The following is a 21,168-nucleotide window of genomic DNA, read 5'->3' on the forward strand; positions in this document are numbered from 1 at the left end:
AGGCTTCGAGTTTTAAGGAATGTGAATTTTGAAAAAGGCCCTTATAGTTTTAAGTATCGAAAAACCCAATGCAAAAAAGATTTGTAAAGAAATCGAGGCTTTTTTGTCGGCAAGGGGAATCGATTCTTTTGTATACAAATATGACGGCATCTCCCATTCTCCCGAATTAAATGAGGACTATGACCTTGCAATAAGCCTCGGCGGAGACGGTACGGTTTTATTTACGGCCCGTTACAGTGCTCCCCGGCATATTCCGGTTTTTCCTATAAACTTAGGAAGGTTCGGCTTTATCGCAAATATTGAACCCAAGGAATGGGAAGGCGAACTTTTACGCCTTTTAAACGGAAAAGAGGATTTACATGAAAGGATGCTCCTTTCTGCTTCAATAAGGCGGGAAAATAAAGAAATTGTAAAATATGAGGCCCTAAACGATATTGTAGTTTCAGGCTCCGGCATAGCAAAGCTGATAAACCTGGATATTTCGTTTAACGGAATTTCATTCGGGATTTTTAGGGCTGACGGGGTTATCGTTTCGACTCCTACAGGCTCGACTGCCTATTCAGCAGCCTCAGGAGGTCCCATCTTGGATCCGGATGTCTCGGCCTTTGTTTTAACTCCTATTTCTCCCTTTTCCTTGTCGAACCGCCCCTTGGTTCTCCCCTCATCAGGGCAGATGAAGATAAAAGTTCTTCCTACAAGGGCAAAAGACACCATCGTTTCAATAGACGGACAAGAGATGGTTTCTTTAAAAGAGGATGATGAAATTATAATAAGCGAGTCTCCCAATAAGGTAAAAATGGCCGGCTGCTCTCCCGACAATTTTTACAAGGCTCTGAGATCTAAACTCGGCTGGTCGGGCTCTTCATCTTCAAAATTGAGTTGACACTAAAACTTGAATTGATTGACATTTTACCCCCTTTATTGTATTATTGTATCTTATGATTACAGTAAGCGATTTAAGTTTAAAGTTCGGCGACAGGCCGCTTTTTAAGGATGTCAATTTAAAATTTACTAAGGGCAATTGCTATGGAATTATCGGTGCAAACGGAGCCGGAAAGTCTACTTTTTTAAAGGTTCTTTCGGGCGAATTGGAGCACGATTCGGGCGAGTTCAGTATCACCCCCGGAGAGCGTATGGCAGTTTTAAGACAGGATCACTTTGCCTTTGATGAGTACAGCGTAAAAGACACTGTTTTTATGGGTTATCCTAAGCTCTACAATGTTCGAAACGAAAGAGAAGCCGTTTATGCAAAAGAAAATTTTAGTGAAGAAGACGGAATAAGAGCTTCGGAGTTGGAGGCCGAATTTGCCGATTTAAACGGCTGGGAGGCTGAAAATCAAATAGAGCAGATTCTTTCAGGTTTGGGCCTTGACGAAAACTACCATGACAGAATGATGAGCGAACTCGACGAAGGCCAAAAGGTTCGGGTCTTGCTTGCACAGGCCATCTTCGGCACCCCCGATATTCTTCTTTTGGACGAACCGACAAACGGTTTAGACCTTGAATCCATAGCATGGCTTGAAGAATTTTTAATCGAATTTCCCAATATTATAATTGTTGTTTCTCACGACAGGCACTTTTTAAATACGGTTTGTACCCATGTCTGCGACATCGACTACGGAAAAATACGTATGTATTCGGGTAATTACGATTTCTGGTACCAAATGAGCAGGATTATGCAAAGACAGGCCAAGGATCAGCAAAAGAAGCGGGAAGAAAAGATGAAGGATTTAAGAGAGTTTATCTTACGCTTCGCCTCGAATGCAGCAAAGAGCCGTCAGGCAACCAGCCGAAAAAAGGTATACGATAAACTTGCCTTAGAAGAAATAGAAGTTACAAGCCGAAAATTCCCTTATGTTCATTTTAAACCCAATCGGGAAATCGGAAACAATGTTGTCCGCACCGAAAAAATTTCTTATAAGACTCAGGACACTTCAGAAGAAAAAGGAATCCAGCTTTTAAGCGATTTTTCGTTTACGGTGAACCGAACCGATAAGATAGCCTTTGTCGGTCAGGAGCATAATTCCAAAACCGCCCTCTTCGATATTTTAACCGGAAAATTAACTCCGGACTCCGGAGACGTTTATTGGGGACAGACAGTAACCCATGCCTATCTTAATAAGGACAATGCCGAGTACTTTAATAACGATTTAAATATTACTGAATGGCTTAAACAATATTCTCCCGACCAAGATGATGCCTATGTAAGGGGCTTTTTAGGCCGAATGCTTTTTTCGGGCGACGAGTCCTTAAAGCCCGTAAATGTTCTATCGGGAGGCGAAAAGGTGCGCTGTATATTGAGTAAGCTTATGCTTTCGGGAGCAAATGTTTTAATCCTCGATGAGCCAACGAACCACCTCGACCTTGAAGCCATTACAAGCTTAAACGATGCCCTTGTGGAATTCCCCGGAGTTATTCTTTTTAACTCCCACGACCACGAATTTATTTCTTCAATCGCAAACAGGATTATCGAAATTACACCCAACGGTATAATCGACAGGATGATGAATTTTGACGACTATATAAAAGACGAACACGTCAAAAAACTACGTGAAGAATTATACGGCAACAACAAAAAGATGCAGATTTAAAAATCTATAAAAAAACAGGGAATGTAAATAGTCCTATAGTCTTGCTATAATTTCTATTATAGACATTCCCTGTTTAACAAAAATCAAACCTTACGATTGAAATTTTTCGTTTATTACATAACCTTTTCGATCCCGCTTTGGACTTCTCGGCATTTCCCATACAAAGTGATCCGTATGTAAAAGGTGATGAGCTTTATGGCTGTTAGGCTTTTCAAAATAATTTTTATAAAGGTTTTGTATATCCTCATTTTCATGCGAATACCTTACTTTTGCATTCTTATCTATAAAATAAAGATTTTGTCCGCGCTCAAAGGCCAATTCGCAGCCGTCATGTATGGGTTGACCTCCTCCGCCTACGCAGCCTCCGGGACAAGCCATAATTTCTACAAAATCATAATGTTTTTCACCGGCTTCTATAGAATCAATAAGCCGTCTGGTATTTGCAAGGCCGCTGGCTACGGCTATACGCAAATTATTCTCCTTTAAATTAAAAGAGGCTTCAATAACTCCCGACTCTTCTTGCGAGGAATTTCTTACAACCTTAAAAGCATCCGGCGAACAATTTTCTCCCATTATTGCATAATAGGCTGTACGCAAGGCTGCTTCCATAACACCGCCCGTAGCTCCGAAAATAATTCCGGCACCTGATGCCTCTTTAAAAAGATTATCAGGATCTATTTCTTTTAGGGTTTCGGGGAGAATATGAGCAGCCTTAATCATTCTTACAAATTCTCTTGTGGTAAGAACACAGTCCATATCATGTCCTGCATACTCGCCGTAAAAAAACTCCATTTCAATTTCGCTTTTTTTTGCAACACAGGGCATAATAGCAACAGAAAAAATATCCTCCGCTTTTTTACCGATTTTTTCTGCAAAATACGACTTCATAACCGCTCCGAACATTTGCATGGGAGACTTTGCGGAAGACAGATGAGAAACCAAATGAGGATATTGGCTTTTTATAAAACGAACCCATCCCGGGCAACAGGAGGTAAACATAGGCTTATCCTTTAGTTCTCCCTTCGAAAAACGTTCAATAAATTCGTATGCTTCTTCCATTATGGTTAGGTCTGCCGAAAAGCTGGTATCAAAGACATAATCGGCTCCCATGCGTTTTAGAGCATCGAATATCTTGTTTACTGAAGCCTCTTTTAGATTAACTCCCAAGTGCTCTCCCCAAGCCGTACGTATTGCAGGAGCAACCTGCACAACAACAACCTTATCGGGATCGGCTACAGCCCTCCAGAATTTTTCGGTATCGTCTCTTTCGCGTAAGGCTCCCACAGGACAATGCGTAATACACTGACCGCATAAGGAGCAATCGGCTTCGGCTATTGTTCTTGAGCCTGAAACATTTATTGTAGTTCTGGCTCCGGTTCCTTCCAGCTCCCAAATATTCAGGCTTTGAACCTTGTCGCAAACCTGAATGCAGCGCATACACTTAATACATTTTTTTGAATTTCTTATAAGAGGGAAATTCTTATCCCAAGGCTGATTTTCAAGCTGCTCCTCATATAACACATCTTGAATGTTAAGGTCGTTTGAAAGAGTTTGTAAGGCACAGTTTCCGCTTCTTACACAGGTGGCACACTTACAATCATGCTGAGACAAAATCATTTGAACGGTTCTTCTTCTGTCAAGCCTTACCTTTGGACTGTTGGTATATACAACCATCCCTTCTTCAACGGAGTTGTTACAAGAGGTTATAAGTTTTTCCTTGCCTTCCAACTCAACAACACATACACGGCAGGCAGCAATTTCATTTATTCCCTTTAAAAAGCAAAGTCTGGGTATAGGAATTCCGGCATTTGCTGCAGCTTCCATAATAGTCATGTTTTCATTCGCCGATATTTTTATATTATCTATAGTCAAGTTTACCATAATCGTTCCCGCCCTCCTTTAAATATACCAAAGCCGAAGTGATCGCATTTAAGACATCGGTTAGATTCTTGACAAGCTTCCTTTTTGCTCATACAGAATTCTACACCTTCAAAATCCTTAACCCTTTCGGATGCTTCCCTTTCTCCAAGCTCAACCCTTCCGCAAGCAAGACGGTCATCAATATTGGGAATGGGAATTTCAACATCACAGCTTATAATGTGGCTGTAGCCTAAGTATTCGTCTATATTTGCAGCCATAACCTTCCCGGCGGCAATGGCTTTTATAACCGTCGATGGGCCTGAAGCACAGTCTCCGCCTGAAAATAAGCCCGGCATTCCTTTGAATCCTCCGCTGGGCATGGTAAAAAGTTTCCCCCGATCAACAGGTATACCCGACTCTTCATAATGCTGAGTTTCGATATCCTGACCTATTGCAACGACAAGAACTTCGCAAGGAATAAAAATATCGGGTTCTCCTGTAGCAACTACGGATGCCCTACCGTCCTTTATTTTTGAAATCATCTGAGGGGTAACCCAAACACCGGAGAGTTTTCCGTCTTTTATCTCAAGTTTTGAAGGGGCTTTTAAGGTCATCATTTCGACACCTTCGGCTAGGGCTCCTTCAATTTCTGCAGGAAGGGCCGTCATATCGGCAACCCTTCTTCGGTAAAGGCAGGTAACTTTTTCGGACTTTAGACGTACTGCCGTACGCACCGCATCCATGGCAACATTTCCGCCTCCGATTACGGCTGTTTTTTTACCCGTTAAATCCATACCCTTATTCATTCCTACATCTCTAAGAAATTGAACAGCAGAAATAACTCCTTCTGCCTCTTCTCCTTCAAGGCCTAACTTTTTATCTGTTGAGGCTCCTATCGCTATAATGGTTGCATCATTATCTTTTATAAGCTCGTTTAGTTCAATATCGGTTCCTATTTTTTTACCGTAAACTACTTTAACCCCTGTTTCAATGATGGCATCGATATCTACATCCAGCCTGTCCTTAGGAAGACGGTAATTAGGTATACCGTATCGTAGCATACCGCCTAATTTGGGAAGCATTTCGTATACCTTAGTTTGATGCCCCATAAGCTGCAGATAATAAGCGGCGGTAAGCCCCGCAGGCCCCCCTCCGACTATGGCTATATGCTTTCCGGTAGAGGGTGCACATGGAGGAGGAGGAACCTTATCGGAAAATTCAACGGCAACCCTTTTTAAACCTCGGATATTTATGGCACTATCGACCATGTTCCGTCTGCACCTATGTTCACAAGGATGTTCACATATAAAGGCACAGGTAGAAGGGAATGGATTGTCCTTTCTGATAAGACGAACGGCATCGGCATACCTTTCATCCCTTACAAGAGAAATGTATCCCGGAATATCCACATTTGCAGGACAAAGAGCTACACAGGGTACAGGCTGGGTAGTTATACAGCCGCACCTGCCGTTTTTTATATGCTCTTCAAAGTCATCGCGGCAATAGATTATGCTTTTGTAAACCATATCGGCAGCTTCATATCCCAAAGCACAGTCTGCTGTCTCTCTTATCGATTTTGCAGTCTCTTCAATAAGCTTGATTGTTTCCATCTCAGCCTTTCCGTTTAGAACATCAGTTAAAATATGCTTTAACTGTAAAAGGCCTATACGGCAAGGCACACATTTTCCGCAAGTTTGGGCATGACACATTTCGATAAAGGCACGTGTTATATAAACAGGACAAAGTCCGGGAGGACTTGCTTCAATTCTATGTTGAAGGTTCTTATAAAGCTCTTCAACTATCATTTGAGATTGGTTTTGTGAAAATATCTCCAGTCGGCTCATATGCATACTCCTTTTCTAGAAAATAAGTTAAATCCGCCTTACACCACATTAATTGTACAATATGTTCGTCAAAATAGCAAGTTTTAATTTGAGAACTTATAAGATTTTTTTTTGATACATTGATTATTAGATTAGTCCGTATTTCATCGAGTAGATTAAAACCCTTATTGAAAGGCTTTCGTCCTTGAGATATTTTTTGATTCTTTCTTCGGCCCCATTCTCCATGTCTTTAATGAGATTTTCCATCTTGTTTTCAACAAGAAAATTGAAGGCTTCTTCGGCCGTTAAAAAGGAATTGACGGTTTCGATTGTTTTTTTGTCTGCACCCTGCATGGCAAGGTAGTAGACGAAGGCTTCCATGCGGGTGTCCGCGGTGCGGTTATGAGTGTTAAAAATACCTATGGAAAGTTTGGCAAATTTGCCGATATGGCCGAGCAAGGTCATGGTTTTAAGGCCTTTAGAATAGGCATAGCTTAGGCTATCCCCTATATAGTTTGACATTTTTACGGTGGGAAGGTCTATTATGGTTTTTAGTTTTTCTTTAAGACCTTCCCCATAGTTTCCCGGCACCAAGAGGATTTCTTTTTTTTCGGAATTTTGTGATATTGCGTCTATTTCAAGATAGATGGTTTTTTTTATAGCATCCTCGCTCATAGGATAGACTATGCCCTTTGTTCCGATGATAGAGATGCCTCCTTCAACGCCGATATTTTTATTAAAGGTTTTTTTGCCGATTTCGGCTCCTTGCGGACTAAAAATTTCTACATTGAACCCCTTTTCGGAAACCTTTAAAACTTCTTTTTCTATCATTTGACGAGGTACCGGATTAATGGCAGCCTCCCCTACTTCCCCGAAAAGACCTTTTTTGGTGATTCTTCCTATACCCTCTCCCCCGTCAATGATAACTTTTCCGTCATTTCTATAGGAAACCTTAGCGTGTATGTAAATGCCGTCGGTACTGTCGGGGTCATCCCCTGCATCCTTTTGCACGGCCGCCTCTCCAAAAAGAACTCCGTTTTCTTCTTTATAGGAACGGCAATGCTCTACAGGGAGGTCAAGAATGACCCCTGCAGGCGTATCTATCTCAACCGAGGTCAAAGCTCCGCCGCCCAAAATTAAGGCCGCAGCCTTAGCCGCCGCCGCCGCACAGCTCCCGGTAGTATACCCACATCTTAGTTTTTGTCCGTCTTTATCGATATATAAATCCAGTTTCATCTACGGATAGGATTATAGCATTAAAAAGGGGTTTAGAGAAGATGGCGAATTTGAGTTATATTGAAAGTTTCCCCATAAACCCAATAATTTCTCTTTCATTTCCGTTTACCGGAATTTTCTTGTATGCGTTTTCACCGAGCAGGAGGGCGGTGTTACAGACTTTGAATAAGAGTTCCAAGTCGTGGGTGATGATGAGCACTGGGACTTCTTGAGCGCAGTGTAAGATGAGCTTTGCGATTTCATCCATGCGCTTGTAGTCGAGACCGCTGGTCGGCTCATCTAAGATGATGATACGCCGGCCGCTTAAAAAAGCCGTTGCAAGAGCGAGCCGCTGCTTTTGTCCGCCTGAAAGTTCCTGCGGATGGTCAAGCCTCTTTTCCCAAAGGTCAATTATGTGCAGGTATTCAGCCGCTTGTTGCAAATAGGATTCATCTTTCCGTTTTGAAGAAGGAATAAGCTCGTTTTCTACCGTGTCAAAAAAAATCTGATAGTCAACATCCTGCATCATATAATACGCATTTCTTAAGCGCTGCCGCCGCCGCTTCCCGTAACCGATCTGCCCCTTGCAAGACACAAGCCCGCCTAAGGCTTTGCCGAGCGTAGTCTTTCCTATACCGTTTTTTCCGATAACGGCGGTAATCTCTCCTGCGTGTACATCAAACGAAAGATTTTTGATAAGTTCCCGCCTGCCGATAGAAACGCTCAAACCCTCGATATGCGTAACCGCTTGTTTCGGCAGCGAAGGGCTTTCGCAGACAAGACTGTCATAACGTATTGCCCTCAGTCCGTACCGCCTGCAATCCTCTGTTGTCAGTTCACCTTTCAAAAAGATTTTTTCGATAGTACCGTCCTTCATATAGATGAGCTTATCGTACAATTCATTTAAGAAAAACAAGCGGTGCTCGGCAATGATAATCGTTTTTCCCATCGCCTTTAAATCCCGTATCATCGCTTGAAATTGTACAATACCTTCATAGTCGAGATTGGAAGAAGGCTCATCGAAAAAAAGCAGCTTTGTGTCATAGATGAGTGTGGAAGCGATGGCGACCTTTTGTTTTTGCCCGCCGGAAAGCTCTGAAAGTTTCGCGCCTTTAAGCGATTCTATCTGCATCGTTTGAAAAGCAGTATCGGTTTTTTCGCACAGGGTTTGAAAATCCATACCGAGATTTTCTCCGGCAAAGGCAACCTCTTCCTCTGCAATGGTAGCAAAAAACTGATCACTCGGATTTTGAAACACATTGCCGATGTACTTTGCCAATTCGCCCTTTTTATAATCCAAGATGTTCTTCCCTAAAATGCGCACCTCACCGTCAAGTATTCCGCCGTAATGATAGGGAATTAAGCCGTTTAATATCCGCGTTAAGGTAGTCTTCCCGCAGCCGGAAAAACCCGTAAGCACAACGAGCTCGCCTTCTTCAATGCTCAAATCAATGGCATGGAGCGTGGGACTTTCATCATTTTCATAGGTGAAGTTTTTTATTCTTGCTTCTACTATGCCCATACGGACCTCCATAGTAAAAAAACAGCTGCTAATAAACCCACCGTATCGTACCAGCCGAAGCGCACCGGTTTATAACTCGTCTTTTTTCCTTCGTACTCAATCCCCTTTGCGATTATCGAAGAGGTCAGCGTTTCACTTACATGAAGACATTTATAAATAAGGGGAATAAGATAGAGTTCAAACGAACGGATAGGATGTAACAGGCTCAAACGCAAACCCCGCACCTTCATACCGTTTTTTATTTCGTTTAACCGTGCCGTCATTTCGTCCAAAAAGCGTAAGGCGGTAACCAGTCCTATCGAAAGAGATTGCGGCGCTTTTACCGCACGCAATGCGCTCATAATTTTTAAGGGACTGGTTAAAATCAATATCCTTCCGATGTTAAAGATAGGATAGAGCCTTAAAAATAAGGCTATCAATCCTATCAATGCTCCAGTTGTCATTCCTAAATCGACATATGCCAAGAGCTTTATCAGCAAAAATAGGCCGATGTAGGCCAAAGCCCTTTTTACGCCTTCCGTGTACGAAAATAAGAACAAAAAAAGAAAGCTCATACCGAGCAGCACATAATACATGGTCTGATTGACAAGAAACACCAAGAATGATGTGAGCAATATAAGTATAAAAAGCGTTATCGGATTCATTGACCATCCTTGAGTGTTTCTTGCCGGCTTCATTATAATACGCTCTTTTTACTGCTCTTTTCAAAGAACTTTTTGTTGATATAGGTACCGAATAAGCCTGCCAAAGATTCCAAGACGATGTTGCACGCTACCGCTATTGCGATGGCTTTTCCCGTATAAAACTGAATCATCCACTGAGCCTGTTCACTTGAAATAGATGGAGCGAACTTCGTAATTCCTTCCGCACCTAATACTTTGACAAATATAATCGGGTGCATTGCAACGACAAACATTGCAGCCGAAAAAGCGATTGAAACTTTTACATTGCTTGAATAATCGCCGATGATGAGCTCGGCAAGCACTGCCGAAACCAAACAAATCGGTATCATTATCCAATAGCCCATAAGGGTATATAACAATCCGTAGATAAGCCAAAATAAAAATGCCGTCCAGCGGTGTTTTACTTTTTTAGCCGTTATCACAAAAACAGGGCCGACTGCAAAAGCGGCAAATCCTGCAGAAGCGTATAAGGCTATGGCTCCCAGTGTTCCCGTCAGCATCGAAATTGCCATTCCGATTGCAAACCCGATAACCGTCAACACAGCTATCCGTACAATGTCTTTTAACTTCATAAAAAACCTCCAATATTTTCAATTATAACATTGTTATATTTGAATCTAAAAAAATAGATTCACTTTCTTCATTAATAATTATAAATGAGTTTTAATTCATAATTGCAATTAACCTGTGCGCATTTTTTTCCAGCCTTCATTAAAGAAGTCCGCAATTAAATAGGCATTGTGTTCTGCTTCTTCTTTTGTTTCGCAATGAACGGCAACTTCCGATAGTGCATACAGGTACGCATGGTTCAGTAAGTGAATGCCTTTTTTGGTGATTACTTGAGCAGCCTTCTTTTTTCCGTGAATCATCTCCAAGATTTTCAGGTGGTTTTCATCTTCTTTTTCTATTATTTCATCTAAAAAATGCTCATGTTTTGTTCCGTATGAACAAAACGCCAAGAGCTCGAAAATATCTTTGTTATCAAAAAAATAGGACACCATACCGACGGCTCCCTTTAGTTTTAAATCAAGAATGGATTCGATTGTTTGTTTTGTAATTACCGTTTCTTTTTTATACATTGTAAAACTTTGTTGTTTGAGCAAGCTATAATGGTACTCTATATCGGTAATAACCGGCTGCACCAATTCGGAAAAAAGAGCTTCTTTGTCTTTAAAATGACCATAAAAGGCTCCGGTCGTAACACCCGCCTGCGCACAGATTTCCCGCAGATTGGCTTTTTCAAAGCCCTTCTCTTTGAAAATCTTTTTCCCGCATTCCAGAATTTTCTTATGCGTAAAGTCAAAATCTCCGTTTCCCATTAAAAGCACCTGTCAAATATAGCTTAGTTATATTATAAGGGTTTTTAGTTTTTTGTCAATAAGGGATTCCGGATATTTTTTAAAACGAGTGAGGTTGGTTGTGGGCATGAGGATTTGCTCACACAAATTCCTGTGTCAAATTTTCAATCACAAGATCAATTTTTTCAGTTTCATCAAGTAACTTTTGTATTAAATCTTCACATTCAAATGAGAACAACATACTCCGATGCTCTGCGTCGGGGGTGTTGATTGTTATCAAATCATAAATACTCTTAATTTTATTCTTGCCTTGCTAATTGTTTTATTCCAAATATGGTTAGTAAAAAGGATACCAGCAACATAAAACAAATTGGCAGTACCTCAATCTTTCCATTTATAACTGATATTTGTAGATAATGAAGCGGTGATATATGTGCGATGGTTTTCATCCACTCTGGCATATATTCTATTGGAAATAAAATGCCTGAACAAATTCCCAACGGAAAGATAATTCCTGATGATATTCCCCATATAAGTCCTTCATTTTTAATCAATCCTGCAAGAAATATATATATTCCCATTGAAATGAAAAGTGCAACGGTGAATATAATTCCCAAATCAACTACATTAGACTTTCCGAAATCATAGTTTGCAAAATGGAGATATATACATCAAAATATTCATAAATTTTGTATTTGACAATACGGACTTAAACTTAAAGCTCCCCCGAAAAATCCCATAAACATAACTATCATTAAAATTGTATTTGAAAGCATTGCCCTATTTTGAACTATTAAACCTATCAAAATTCCAAAAAGCATACTAACTATCGGCATACTTAAAAGAATTAAAATTGACTTTAAAGGTGTTTGCATATCAAAAATTATAGCGAATAAAATTAGATTGAAAACAATCATCACTGCTGAGAATACATAGTGAGCAAAAAATTTAACCAAAACAAATTTTCGCTTATTTACAATCCTATCCCAAATATGAAGTCTTCTTTCCTCAAATACACTAAGTCCAATCAAAATTGATGCCATTAAAAGCATAAAGTTCAATTCACTCACAGCAAATTGTATTTTTGCATCTAAAATATGTCCTGTATATAGAACTATTTCTTTCGCAACATTTATCTTATGAGTAAACTGGGGACGCTGCAATAAATAATTTTTTGTTCCTTCACTCATAATTATCGGAACTTTAGACTTAAGCAAATTAAACCCTAACCTTACTTAGCAAGCCATAAAAAATTTAGTTCATTCTGCATGTCAATTTTTATACTAGAAATAAATGAATGTAAGAAATGCAAATAAAACTGCACCAATTTCTTTTTAAACGCGTGAGGTTGGTTGTGGGTATGAGAGAACTTCTTTAGTATTTGTGATTTTAAATTGAATATTTAAATGAATGTTCTATAGTTTTGGTTGTCATTTTTGAGGACGATATGAAAATTTAATCATCATATTGAACAAAGGATTTCATAACCATCAATATATCATCAGGTTGTAAAGCCCATCGATATGCAGGATGAATTTCCCAGTCAAATCCAAAATCTGTAAAAGTATTCATTAAAAACTGATTCTCTTCAAAATATTTGCGAATAATTTTATTAGGTTTATCTTTTCTAGCAGTTATAAAATTTATTTTGTACATAAATGCACAAAGCTCTTTATCACTTGCCTGTTTTCCATTTGAAAAAATAAAATTGTAATTCATAGTAATATTTTTAACTTTCTTTAATAAGTTTGCCGTATCAAATTTATATGATGCACCTGTCGTTTTTTCATGTTTTGTAGGTTTCATATTAGTTAGTAATTTCTCAATTTCTGGCAGCTCTGATCTAAACTCATTTATTGTATCTTGTAATCGTCCTTGTGAGTATATTTCAAAGACTGCATTGAATTCTTTACTTCCTATCTTTTTATTATTATTTTTCCTTGCTTCTTTGGCTGCTAGAGTGCAAAGTTTTACTAAATCACGTGGTCGTTTACGAATAAGTGAGGTAAGTAATCGATATACAGGAATCTGCGACCAATTACCACTTCCTTCAAACCGTTCTAAAAAAACATAATTGAGAATATTTGATAAATCGTGTTGATTTGAGTTTAATAATTCTTCTTCTGTAACACTACCGCCAAAAAAAGTTACAATTCTTTTTGCTAATAGAGCTAATATACTAAAATTATTCCATGTTATCCATACAACACTGCCTTCTACTTTATCTGTTGATTCATCATTTGTACGAAATAAATAATAAACATCAGTTCGTAAACTTACTTTAAAATTAACACCAGTATTTTCACGAGCTAAATCTCTTACAGCATTTAGCATCGCAGAAATACGACGTATATCACTCCTTTTACCTTCCCAACCACGATCTAAATCATCAATAAACACAACAAGCTTCTTACCTCGCAGAAAATTCTGCATAATAATTTCTTTTTCTTTATTAAGATCTATATTAGTATTGGTCTGAAATATTTTTAATATTAAGTTTACAATTGTATCACCTTTACCTTTAGTAAGAGTGAATTTATCGCTCAATTCCCTAATTGCTTTATCAACAATTATAGATGTTAATCCATGTTTCCAATTTCGTATTAGCTTAAACATATCTGCATCATCTTCGGCAATTTCAATAATGTCATCAGGAGTTAGACTCACAGTAAGAATATGATTAATATAAAGTTCTTGTTGTGCAATTTTGAATACAGCTGATTTTCCTATACCTTTATGACCTACAACAAGACGTAATGGTAAATCTGCTGTAATCTGATCATAAATATCGTTTTTAAAATAGTACTCTTTTAATCTATCTGGATTTTCATCTTCTGCGGCCTCATGTCCAAACAAATTTGCAATTTCTTCATCAGAAAAAGTTAAATTTTTATCCTGCATTCCATATAAATTCATATTATCACCTTCTATCTTAAGAATATTTCATTCAATTCTACTTTTAATTATATACCAACTAACCTCTTTTTTCAACTAGGTAACCTTTAATTCTATTGCTTTTTATTGTAAGAATAGTCAATTATACGGAATAAAATTAACCTTTAAGGAAAAAAGATCGGAACCGGAGACCACCCAAATTCTTCATTAAACATTCCCCTATTACAAATTAACTCACATCACAATCTTCCCAGCACCCTCTGCTGCATGATAAAGCCGATGAGTATCATTGTAAAATCAACGGCAGGAGCTGCCCACCACACGGCGAGGCTTCCGAATAAGTGCGGCAAAATCAGCATGGCGGGAACAAAGAGAATGAGCTGACGCAAGAGGACAATCATTCCGGCTTTTTTGGCATCGCCGATAGATTGGAAAAAGGTAAGCGTCATAATCATAATTCCGTATAAAATAAATGTAGAATAAAACAGTTTGAAATTGATAAGACCTGCTGCAATGATTTCCGGGCGTACATTGAAGATCGATAAGAGGCTTTCGGAAAAAAGCATTGCCGGAACCCACGAGAGAGCTGCAAGAAGCGTTGCCCCGTACATAAAAAGTTTCATCGTTTCCCGCACTCTTCCGTATTGCTTGGCTCCGTAGTTTGCACCGATAACCGGCTGTAAGCCCTGACTCATACCCCACAGCGGAATAAATGAAAACATGTATAGCCGCATTGTAGCGGACATTAAAATCCCCCAGTTATCGCCGCCGAAGGTAAACGCCTGTTTGAACAAAACCGTTTGTTGCACTGCAAACAAAAGCTGCATGAGCATAGCCGAACTTCCGATGCCGAACATTTCACGGTAAATTTCTTTATACTTTTTAATTTTGTGTATTTTGACAAAGGGACTTTTTTTCGCAAAATACCGCAAGGTTAAAACCGCCTGCACCATTTGCGACAGCACAGTAGCAATCGCCGCTCCCTCAATTGCGTACTCTCCCATCAAGAGCATAAAAACCGGATCCAGCAGGATATTGAGTAATGCTCCCGCTCCCATAATGAACATGGATTGTTTTAGAGCACCCTCGCCTCGCATGGTCATATTTCCGGCTTGAGCAAAGTTTACAAATACCGAACCTAAAAACACAATCCGCAAATACCGCACACCTAAATCTTTAATTGCTCCTTTTGCTCCCACCATTTCCAAAAAGTACGGAGCTGAAAGCACTCCTGCTGCCGTAATCACTAGCGAGAAAAGCAGCACCCAATAACACACATTGCCGAAGATTTTATCTACCGTTTCCGTATCACCCTTGCCTATTGCCCGCGACAAAATCGAAGCACTTCCGACACCGAGTAAGGCCGACACTGCTCCGTTTATCAGCGTCAGCGACATAGAAATACTGATTGCGGACATTGCATAATCGCCGATAATTCTTCCTGCAAATACCCCGTCCATAAACGGGTACAGCCCGATAACGACCATTCCGATTATCCCGGGAATTGCCAGCTTAAAAAGCAGCTCCCTCGGACTTTTTGTCAATAACTGTGTTTTCATATCTTGGTTCATTGTAATTCTCCTATAATTTAATTTGTAATTCGTAATGCTTAATTAGGAATTGATAACAGAATATGCTAACATTGTTATCTAAAATAAGAAAAAAGTCAAGGGGGAAAGAGGATTTTATGCTAGAAATATCCTGCTTATCAAAGTATTTCGGTTCAGTAAAATTTCATCAAGATGCTTTGAAAATTCAGAAAGGAATGCGGAATGAATGGAATTGATTTTTTAGCTGATATAAATGCTCTAATTTATCTGCTTGCCGGCAATCCCTGTATGAAACCTTATATTTAAAAAAAGATGGGATTTTCAATAATTTCAGAAATGGAACTTTTGTCATTTTCCGGAATTAGTCTTCAAGAACAAAATAATATTAAAGCTTTTTTATCTGAATGTTCAGAGCTGCAATTGACAAAAGAAGTCAAAGAAAAAACTATTGAAATCCGTAAACACTATAAAACAAAATTACCGGATGCAATTATTGCTGCAACGGCAATAGTAAATCAAATTCCATTGATTACAGCAGATAAAGTTTTTGAACAAATTAAAGAATTAAATTTAGTTTTAATAACACCTAACACCATTTAAAGGGTGTCCATAATTCCACATTCAGCCTTTTCTATATCATCTCGGCTCTGCACTCATTACAAAATAAGGTAAAGTCGGTATTAGGGTTTTCTTTTATGTACTTTGTAACGGCGGTATTTTCGGCTTCGTTTTGCATATCTTTGAGGTAATAATAATATCCCAACCTTCTTCCGACAGCAAAGTTAAGTTTGTCTTCCGCACTCATCGAAAGATACGAGTTGATAATTGCAAGCATTGTACCTTTATCTTCAGGCAGTTTTCCCCGCACTTCCAATAGTAAGTTTACAATATGCTCATTCACATAATAACTTGTAATATCGGTAAGCTGCTCGATAAAAAGTTTTTGCTCACAAACTATTTCCTCTTCCGATTGCAAATCGAACAAGCCTTTTTCGACATCCCGCCCCAATTTTGTATTCGGTTTAAATGCCGTGTGATGTACGCGAATAAATTCGGGATTAACGGCATTGATTACCTTAGCCGTTTCGATTGCATTTTCTTCGGAAAGAGATTTACCGCCGATACCGAGCAAGGTAAATTCCGATAATGTCATGCCGGCTTTCTTAGCTGCCAAGCCCGATTTTACAATTTGCTCTGCGGTTATTCCCTTGTTGATTTTTTGCAGTATCGTATCCGAGCCTGTTTCAATTCCTCGGTACAAGTGATTTAAGCCCGCCTCGCAAAGAGCTTGTAATTCGGTTTCGGTCTTTTTCAAAATGCTGTCACAGCGGGCATAGGTAGTAACCGCTTGCAGTGCAGGAAAATATTTTTTAAGCGTATGCAATATCGAAAGTAAATCCTTTGCGGGAATATTAAAGGCATCTCCGTCCTGCAAAAAGCAGGATTTAAAAAAACTTGCGCGTTCCCCGTAATAGGCAGCATATTTTTTTATATCGTCTATAACCTCTTCGGTAGAACGCACCGAAAAGCGCATCCCCTTATACAATCCGCAAAAAAAACATCTGTTCCAAGAACAGCCTCTTGTCAAACGCAACAAGAGGCTTTGATGTTCCGACGGTGGTCTTATAGGACCGAGTTCAACATCTATCATCTTGTTTTTCTAAAATGATGAGTATTGAACTATCATGTCCATCGGATTCCGCTCATCGTCATAACGGTTAGGCGATTTTGCCGCTTCTTTTCCGTAACCGATAACCAAAATGTTTACCGGAACCAAATCATCGGGAATATTGAATTCGGTACGCACTACATCGGGCTTAAAATAAGTAATCCAACAGCTTGAAAGCCCCATATCTTGAGCGCACATCATCATGTGGTCGGCTGCAATACTCGCATCAATATCCGTCATACTTGCCTTGTCAAAGGGGCGAACCCACGCCGCTTTTTTGTCGGCGCATACCACAATGGCAAGCGGTGCCCCGTGCGGAGTACATGCTTTTTGCAGCTTACTCATCGCCGCCTCGTCATTTAAAACAAGAAAACGGCAAGGCTGCATATTTGCCGCCGTAGGAGCAATACGCCCCGCTTCCAAAATACTGTTAAGCTTTTCCGTTTCAACAGCTCGCTTTTCATAACTCCTCACCGAATGTCTGCTTTTGGCGAGTTCCAAAAATGTGTTCATACAACACCTCCTAAAAAAATTAGATGAGCAATTCATCAGAGCTTATCAGCTCTGTTCTGCAAAGAAATTTATTGTACATATCCGCTAAAGCGGATTACGAATAAGAATTGCGAATATAATTTTTTACCCACTTTCGCAATGTCAATGAGAAAGTGCATATAATGATGAGAGTTTTGTGTTTACACAAAACTCTAGTTGAAGCGGAAAGTTCTATTTGCACCTGAAGCTTCAACATGCCTCCTTATATAAAAGCATTTATGATAACATTATATGCTAACAATGTTATCTAAGATAAGAAAAAAGTCAAGAGGATGGGAAAATGTTTTGTAGTAAAAATATCCTGTTTATCAAAATATGTGATTTTCAACAATCATCTTTTTTGCTCTCATAAGGATCGGAATCTCTCTATTTGCAATGAGTTTTCCTAACCTGCTGTTTGAGTATTTCTTATATTCATCTACAGCTTCTTCATAACGTAACTTTAAGGTAGATAAATGAAAGTCATCAATTTCTGTTTGCGTCATATTCTTATCTCCGAAAAATTTTACTCTGCAAAGATAATAATTGTTCAGATTATGCCTGTGAATTAAATTATAGTAATCACTGACAACTCCTATTTTAGAAAGAATATCAACTTCCGCACCCAATTCTTCTTTAAGTTCTCTTCTAATTGCATCTTCTAAATTTTCATTAGGTTCAACACCGCCGCCTGCAGTTTCAATCAGTGTTACTTTACCAAAATCATCGTCTCTTTGCACTCTTACAAAATAATAATTTTCATTATTATCAATTACAATAGCTCTTACAATTTCTCTATCATGATCGATATAAGAAAACTGCCATTCAGTATCTTGCAGTTCAATTTCAAATTCATTATTCATAAAGTTTTGTCTCAAAGTACTATCTCTTTCCTTCTATGTTTCTGTTTTTAGGAAACAATTTGTTAATCGGTATTCCGTCCTTTTAATCCTCCGGCCCAAAAACTTTTCTCCAGCCGGCGGAGAAAAATTCGGCGAGGGTTTTCATCGACTGCAAAGCATCTTCTTTTGAAAAGTTGTGCAGCACGGTTTCAAATATACAGGAAAAATAGGCGTGGGTAAGCATGTGCAATTCTTTTTCCGGAAGCCGGCGGACGGCAATGCCTTTTTTTTCAAGCAGTTCGTAGGTTTTATACATATCCTTGATTTCCCGCTTTACCATCCAATCGGTAAAATCGGCATATTTGGTACCGGATGCACAGCAGAGAACCAGTTTAAAGGATTCCAAGTGATCGAAAATATAAGAGACAAAATCTTCAAGGGCTTCAGCCGAAACCTTCCATATTTCATCGATACCGCTGTTTTCAAGCACTCCGAAGCACAGTTTTTCGGAAGCGGAATACTGCTCCTGCAAGCCCTGAACGGCAGGTTCCACCAATGCGGAAAAAAGGTCTGCCTTGTCTTTAAAGTGCCGGTAAAACCCGCCTGTGGTAACGCCTGAAAGTCTGCATATTTCCCGCAAATTGGCGCGCTCAAAACCTTCTTTTAAAAAAAGTTCTTTGCCTTTTTTGAGAATCGTTTCGTGTGTTTGTGCATAAGTTCCCGTACTCATTTTTTTTGCCTCTTTGGTAACCATGTTATCAGTATATTTAAAAGAAAAAAATTGTCAATAGGAAAAATTTTTACCGCTTGATAACCATAGCACTTAACCGTATACTAAGCCTATATATTTTACTAAAAAACTATTACCAATGCTGATTACTTTTATAAGGAAAAACTATGAATGTATACGATTTAATTGCAGAACATTACAACGACCTTTTTCCGCTTGAAACGGAAAAACTTGAATTTATACAACACCTTTGTCCGTTGCCGGGCAGATTGTGCGATGCAGGCTGTGCAACCGGTGAGCTTGCAATGGGTTTATATCAAAAAGGATATAATATATGCGGACTCGACTTAAATGCAAAGATGATTGGAATTGCAGAAAAGAAAGCTTCTTGTATCCGCAAAACAGGTGAGCTTATGTTCTATCATGCAGATATCGCCGATATTATGCAGTTCAGTAAATTTAAGGGTGTGTTGTGTTTCGGTAATACGCTTCCGCATTTGCGTGATGAAGATATTCTCCGCCGTTTTTTTAGCTCCGTGTATGGGTCATTAGAGGAACACGGCATCTTTATTGTTGAAGTTCTCAATTATGACCGCATCCTTGCTGATAAAAAAATGGACTTTAAAGATAAAGAAACAAAAGATTTTATTTTTAAGAGGCACTATGATTTTTTACCTGACGGGGATATCAGATTTACTATAGAATTTACCGATAAGCAGCGCAGTACCGCCGGTTCGGATTTTACGGTATTACATCCTCTGAAGAAGCAAATGCTTTTAGCCTTATTTAAGCAGACAGGATTTAAATCCGTTTCAGCCTATTCGGATTATACCTTTACGGAAAGCCGTGCAGAAGATTATGCCGTAGTATACACAGCAAGTAAATAAGAGATATAATCCCATAGTCTCATTTTGATAAGGAGCAGTTTATGAAAAACACAAAATATCTTTACATGGTTTTGATTTTTTTTACGATTATTGTAATAAAAGGCATGGCGGCAGAAAACAACAAAGAGTATAAAGTACTGATAGGTATGGTCTCCGACAAAGCTGTAAATCTTAAAGGAATAAAAACGCTGGTAATTGATGCTGAATTTTTTTCTAAAAAAGATATAGAACAGCTTCACAAAAACGGGAATGTTAATATATTTTCTTATTTAAACATCGGCTCTATCGAAACATTCCGCGATGATTATGAAGCATTTAAATATCTAGCTTTAGGCGACTATGAAAATTGGGATGAAGAAAAATGGATAAATGTTGCGGACAAAAGATGGCAAAAAAGAATTAAGGACAAAGCACGGCTCTTATCTCAAAAAGGCATAGACGGTTTTTTTCTTGATAATGCTGACATCTATTATCATTATCAAACACCCGAAATATATCGGGGACTTATGACTCTTTTACAGGAAATACATAAAGAAAATAAACCTATTATAATCAACGGCGGAGATACTTTTATAAGTCAGGCAATGAAGGAAAATGCTCTTAAAGGAATCGTAAACGGAATTAATCAGGAAAGTGTATTTACCGAAATCAATTTTAAGGATAACACCTTTGGAGTAAAACCCATAGAAGATAGAGAGTATTTTCTTGCCTATTTGGATCAATGTAAAACCTATGGATTTACTGTCTATTTACTGGAATACGGCCCAAGCAAAAAAATTGAAAAAGATATAAAGGCTTATTGTCAAAGCAACGGATTTATCTACGACATATCCCATTCATTGCAGCTCGATAAACTTTTTTAAGTTTGCACTTTGTCATTTTATAACAGTCTTGACATCTTGCAGTTTTTAGAGTATTATTTTCACATGGTTAAGTATTTTTTGTGTTTAACATTAGTTTCTTTGCCTTCCCCTTTTAGGCTTTGTAAAGAAACAAAAAATGTTAGCCTAAGTTTACCCCCCCCCCCATTTTCTCTATTAGTTCTAATATCTCTAACCGCTTATTTTGTTTT

General features: G+C 38.8%; 21 protein-coding genes. 6 read left to right on the top strand and 15 right to left on the bottom strand.

From position 1 onward, the window contains the following. Positions 1-28 precede the first annotated feature (28 nt). On the top strand, positions 29-883 hold the full coding sequence (locus tag E4O04_RS08165) for an NAD(+)/NADH kinase (protein WP_253687805.1): 855 nt from the start codon (positions 29-31) through the stop codon (positions 881-883). A 55-nt stretch (positions 884-938) separates the two neighbouring features. Beyond that, positions 939-2,591, top strand: a complete 1,653-nt coding sequence (locus E4O04_RS08170) for an ABC-F family ATP-binding cassette domain-containing protein (RefSeq protein ID WP_253707246.1) — start codon at positions 939-941, stop codon at positions 2,589-2,591. A 90-nt stretch (positions 2,592-2,681) separates the two neighbouring features. On the opposite strand, the gene E4O04_RS08175 is transcribed toward E4O04_RS08170, so the two are convergent. From E4O04_RS08175 to E4O04_RS14165, 8 genes are all read right to left on the bottom strand, one after another. Next, positions 2,682-4,472, bottom strand: coding sequence for a [FeFe] hydrogenase, group A (locus tag E4O04_RS08175; RefSeq protein WP_253707248.1), 1,791 nt, complete (start codon positions 4,470-4,472; stop codon positions 2,682-2,684). Then, positions 4,466-6,295, bottom strand: coding sequence for an NAD(P)-binding protein (locus E4O04_RS08180; RefSeq protein WP_253687800.1), 1,830 nt, complete (start codon positions 6,293-6,295; stop codon positions 4,466-4,468). The genes E4O04_RS08175 and E4O04_RS08180 overlap by 7 nt, the downstream gene beginning before the upstream one ends. 126 nt (positions 6,296-6,421) lie before the next feature. After that, positions 6,422-7,510 (bottom strand): cobalt-precorrin-5B (C(1))-methyltransferase CbiD, encoded by a 1,089-nt coding sequence (cbiD, locus tag E4O04_RS08185; RefSeq protein ID WP_253707250.1) that lies wholly within the window; start codon positions 7,508-7,510, stop codon positions 6,422-6,424. A 55-nt stretch (positions 7,511-7,565) separates the two neighbouring features. Continuing rightward, entirely contained in the window at positions 7,566-9,011 is a 1,446-nt protein-coding gene (locus tag E4O04_RS08190; RefSeq protein ID WP_253707252.1) for an ABC transporter ATP-binding protein, read from the bottom strand. Next, on the bottom strand, positions 9,002-9,688 hold the full coding sequence (locus tag E4O04_RS08195; RefSeq protein WP_002678307.1) for an energy-coupling factor transporter transmembrane component T family protein: 687 nt from the start codon (positions 9,686-9,688) through the stop codon (positions 9,002-9,004). The genes E4O04_RS08190 and E4O04_RS08195 overlap by 10 nt, the downstream gene beginning before the upstream one ends. After that, entirely contained in the window at positions 9,688-10,266 is a 579-nt protein-coding gene (locus E4O04_RS08200) for an MptD family putative ECF transporter S component (RefSeq protein ID WP_253682002.1), read from the bottom strand. Before E4O04_RS08200 ends, E4O04_RS08195 begins: the two co-directional genes overlap by 1 nt. Positions 10,267-10,374: 108 nt before the next feature. After that, positions 10,375-11,013 carry a TetR/AcrR family transcriptional regulator gene (locus E4O04_RS08205; RefSeq protein WP_147623600.1) on the bottom strand — a complete coding sequence of 213 codons (639 nt, stop codon included), beginning with the start codon at positions 11,011-11,013 and terminating at the stop codon, positions 10,375-10,377. A gap of 278 nt (positions 11,014-11,291) precedes the next feature. Further along, positions 11,292-11,546: an ABC transporter permease gene (locus E4O04_RS14165; RefSeq protein ID WP_371922287.1), complete on the bottom strand. Its 255-nt coding sequence runs from the start codon at positions 11,544-11,546 to the stop codon at positions 11,292-11,294. Between E4O04_RS14165 and E4O04_RS08210 the strand changes: the two genes are divergently transcribed. After that, positions 11,473-11,640, top strand: a complete 168-nt coding sequence (locus E4O04_RS08210; protein ID WP_253707254.1) for a hypothetical protein — start codon at positions 11,473-11,475, stop codon at positions 11,638-11,640. The two genes, E4O04_RS14165 and E4O04_RS08210, sit on opposite strands and share 74 nt — an antisense overlap. Positions 11,641-11,672: 32 nt before the next feature. Here E4O04_RS08210 and E4O04_RS08215 read toward each other — a convergent pair whose 3' ends face one another. The 3 genes from E4O04_RS08215 to E4O04_RS08225 all read right to left on the bottom strand — a co-directional run bounded on the left by E4O04_RS08215 (position 11,673) and on the right by E4O04_RS08225 (position 15,458). Next, the gene (locus E4O04_RS08215) at positions 11,673-12,182 is read right to left on the bottom strand and encodes an ABC transporter permease (RefSeq protein ID WP_253707256.1); all 510 of its coding nucleotides are present in this window, start codon (positions 12,180-12,182) and stop codon (positions 11,673-11,675) included. 265 nt (positions 12,183-12,447) lie between these two features. Then, positions 12,448-13,908, bottom strand: a complete 1,461-nt coding sequence (locus tag E4O04_RS08220; protein WP_253707258.1) for a P-loop ATPase, Sll1717 family — start codon at positions 13,906-13,908, stop codon at positions 12,448-12,450. A 218-nt stretch (positions 13,909-14,126) separates the two neighbouring features. Further along, a complete protein-coding gene (locus E4O04_RS08225) occupies positions 14,127-15,458 on the bottom strand; it encodes an MATE family efflux transporter (protein WP_253707260.1) in 1,332 nt (443 codons plus the stop codon). Positions 15,459-15,749: 291 nt separating this feature from the next. Between E4O04_RS08225 and E4O04_RS08230 the strand changes: the two genes are divergently transcribed. After that, on the top strand, positions 15,750-16,037 hold the full coding sequence (locus tag E4O04_RS08230; RefSeq protein ID WP_253707262.1) for a type II toxin-antitoxin system VapC family toxin: 288 nt from the start codon (positions 15,750-15,752) through the stop codon (positions 16,035-16,037). A gap of 31 nt (positions 16,038-16,068) precedes the next feature. On the opposite strand, the gene E4O04_RS08235 is transcribed toward E4O04_RS08230, so the two are convergent. The 4 genes from E4O04_RS08235 to E4O04_RS08250 form a co-directional block, all read right to left on the bottom strand. Then, on the bottom strand, positions 16,069-17,088 hold the full coding sequence (locus tag E4O04_RS08235; protein ID WP_253707264.1) for a radical SAM protein: 1,020 nt from the start codon (positions 17,086-17,088) through the stop codon (positions 16,069-16,071). Positions 17,089-17,097: 9 nt separating this feature from the next. Continuing rightward, positions 17,098-17,619: a nitroreductase family protein gene (locus E4O04_RS08240; protein ID WP_253707266.1), complete on the bottom strand. Its 522-nt coding sequence runs from the start codon at positions 17,617-17,619 to the stop codon at positions 17,098-17,100. A 347-nt stretch (positions 17,620-17,966) separates the two neighbouring features. After that, positions 17,967-18,500, bottom strand: coding sequence for an NUDIX domain-containing protein (locus E4O04_RS08245; RefSeq protein ID WP_253707268.1), 534 nt, complete (start codon positions 18,498-18,500; stop codon positions 17,967-17,969). 82 nt (positions 18,501-18,582) lie between these two features. Beyond that, positions 18,583-19,209 carry a TetR/AcrR family transcriptional regulator gene (locus E4O04_RS08250; RefSeq protein ID WP_253707270.1) on the bottom strand — a complete coding sequence of 209 codons (627 nt, stop codon included), beginning with the start codon at positions 19,207-19,209 and terminating at the stop codon, positions 18,583-18,585. 167 nt (positions 19,210-19,376) lie between these two features. On the opposite strand from E4O04_RS08250, the gene E4O04_RS08255 reads away from it, so the two are divergent. Together E4O04_RS08255 and E4O04_RS08260 are read left to right on the top strand one after the other, a co-directional pair. Beyond that, positions 19,377-20,096, top strand: a complete 720-nt coding sequence (locus E4O04_RS08255) for a class I SAM-dependent methyltransferase (RefSeq protein WP_253707272.1) — start codon at positions 19,377-19,379, stop codon at positions 20,094-20,096. A gap of 41 nt (positions 20,097-20,137) precedes the next feature. Further along, entirely contained in the window at positions 20,138-20,959 is an 822-nt protein-coding gene (locus E4O04_RS08260; protein WP_253707273.1) for a glycoside hydrolase family 191 protein, read from the top strand. The last annotated feature ends 209 nt before the right edge of the window (positions 20,960-21,168 follow it).

This window comes from Treponema sp. OMZ 799 (assembly GCF_024181365.1).
Lineage (GTDB): Bacteria > Spirochaetota > Spirochaetia > Treponematales > Treponemataceae > Treponema_B.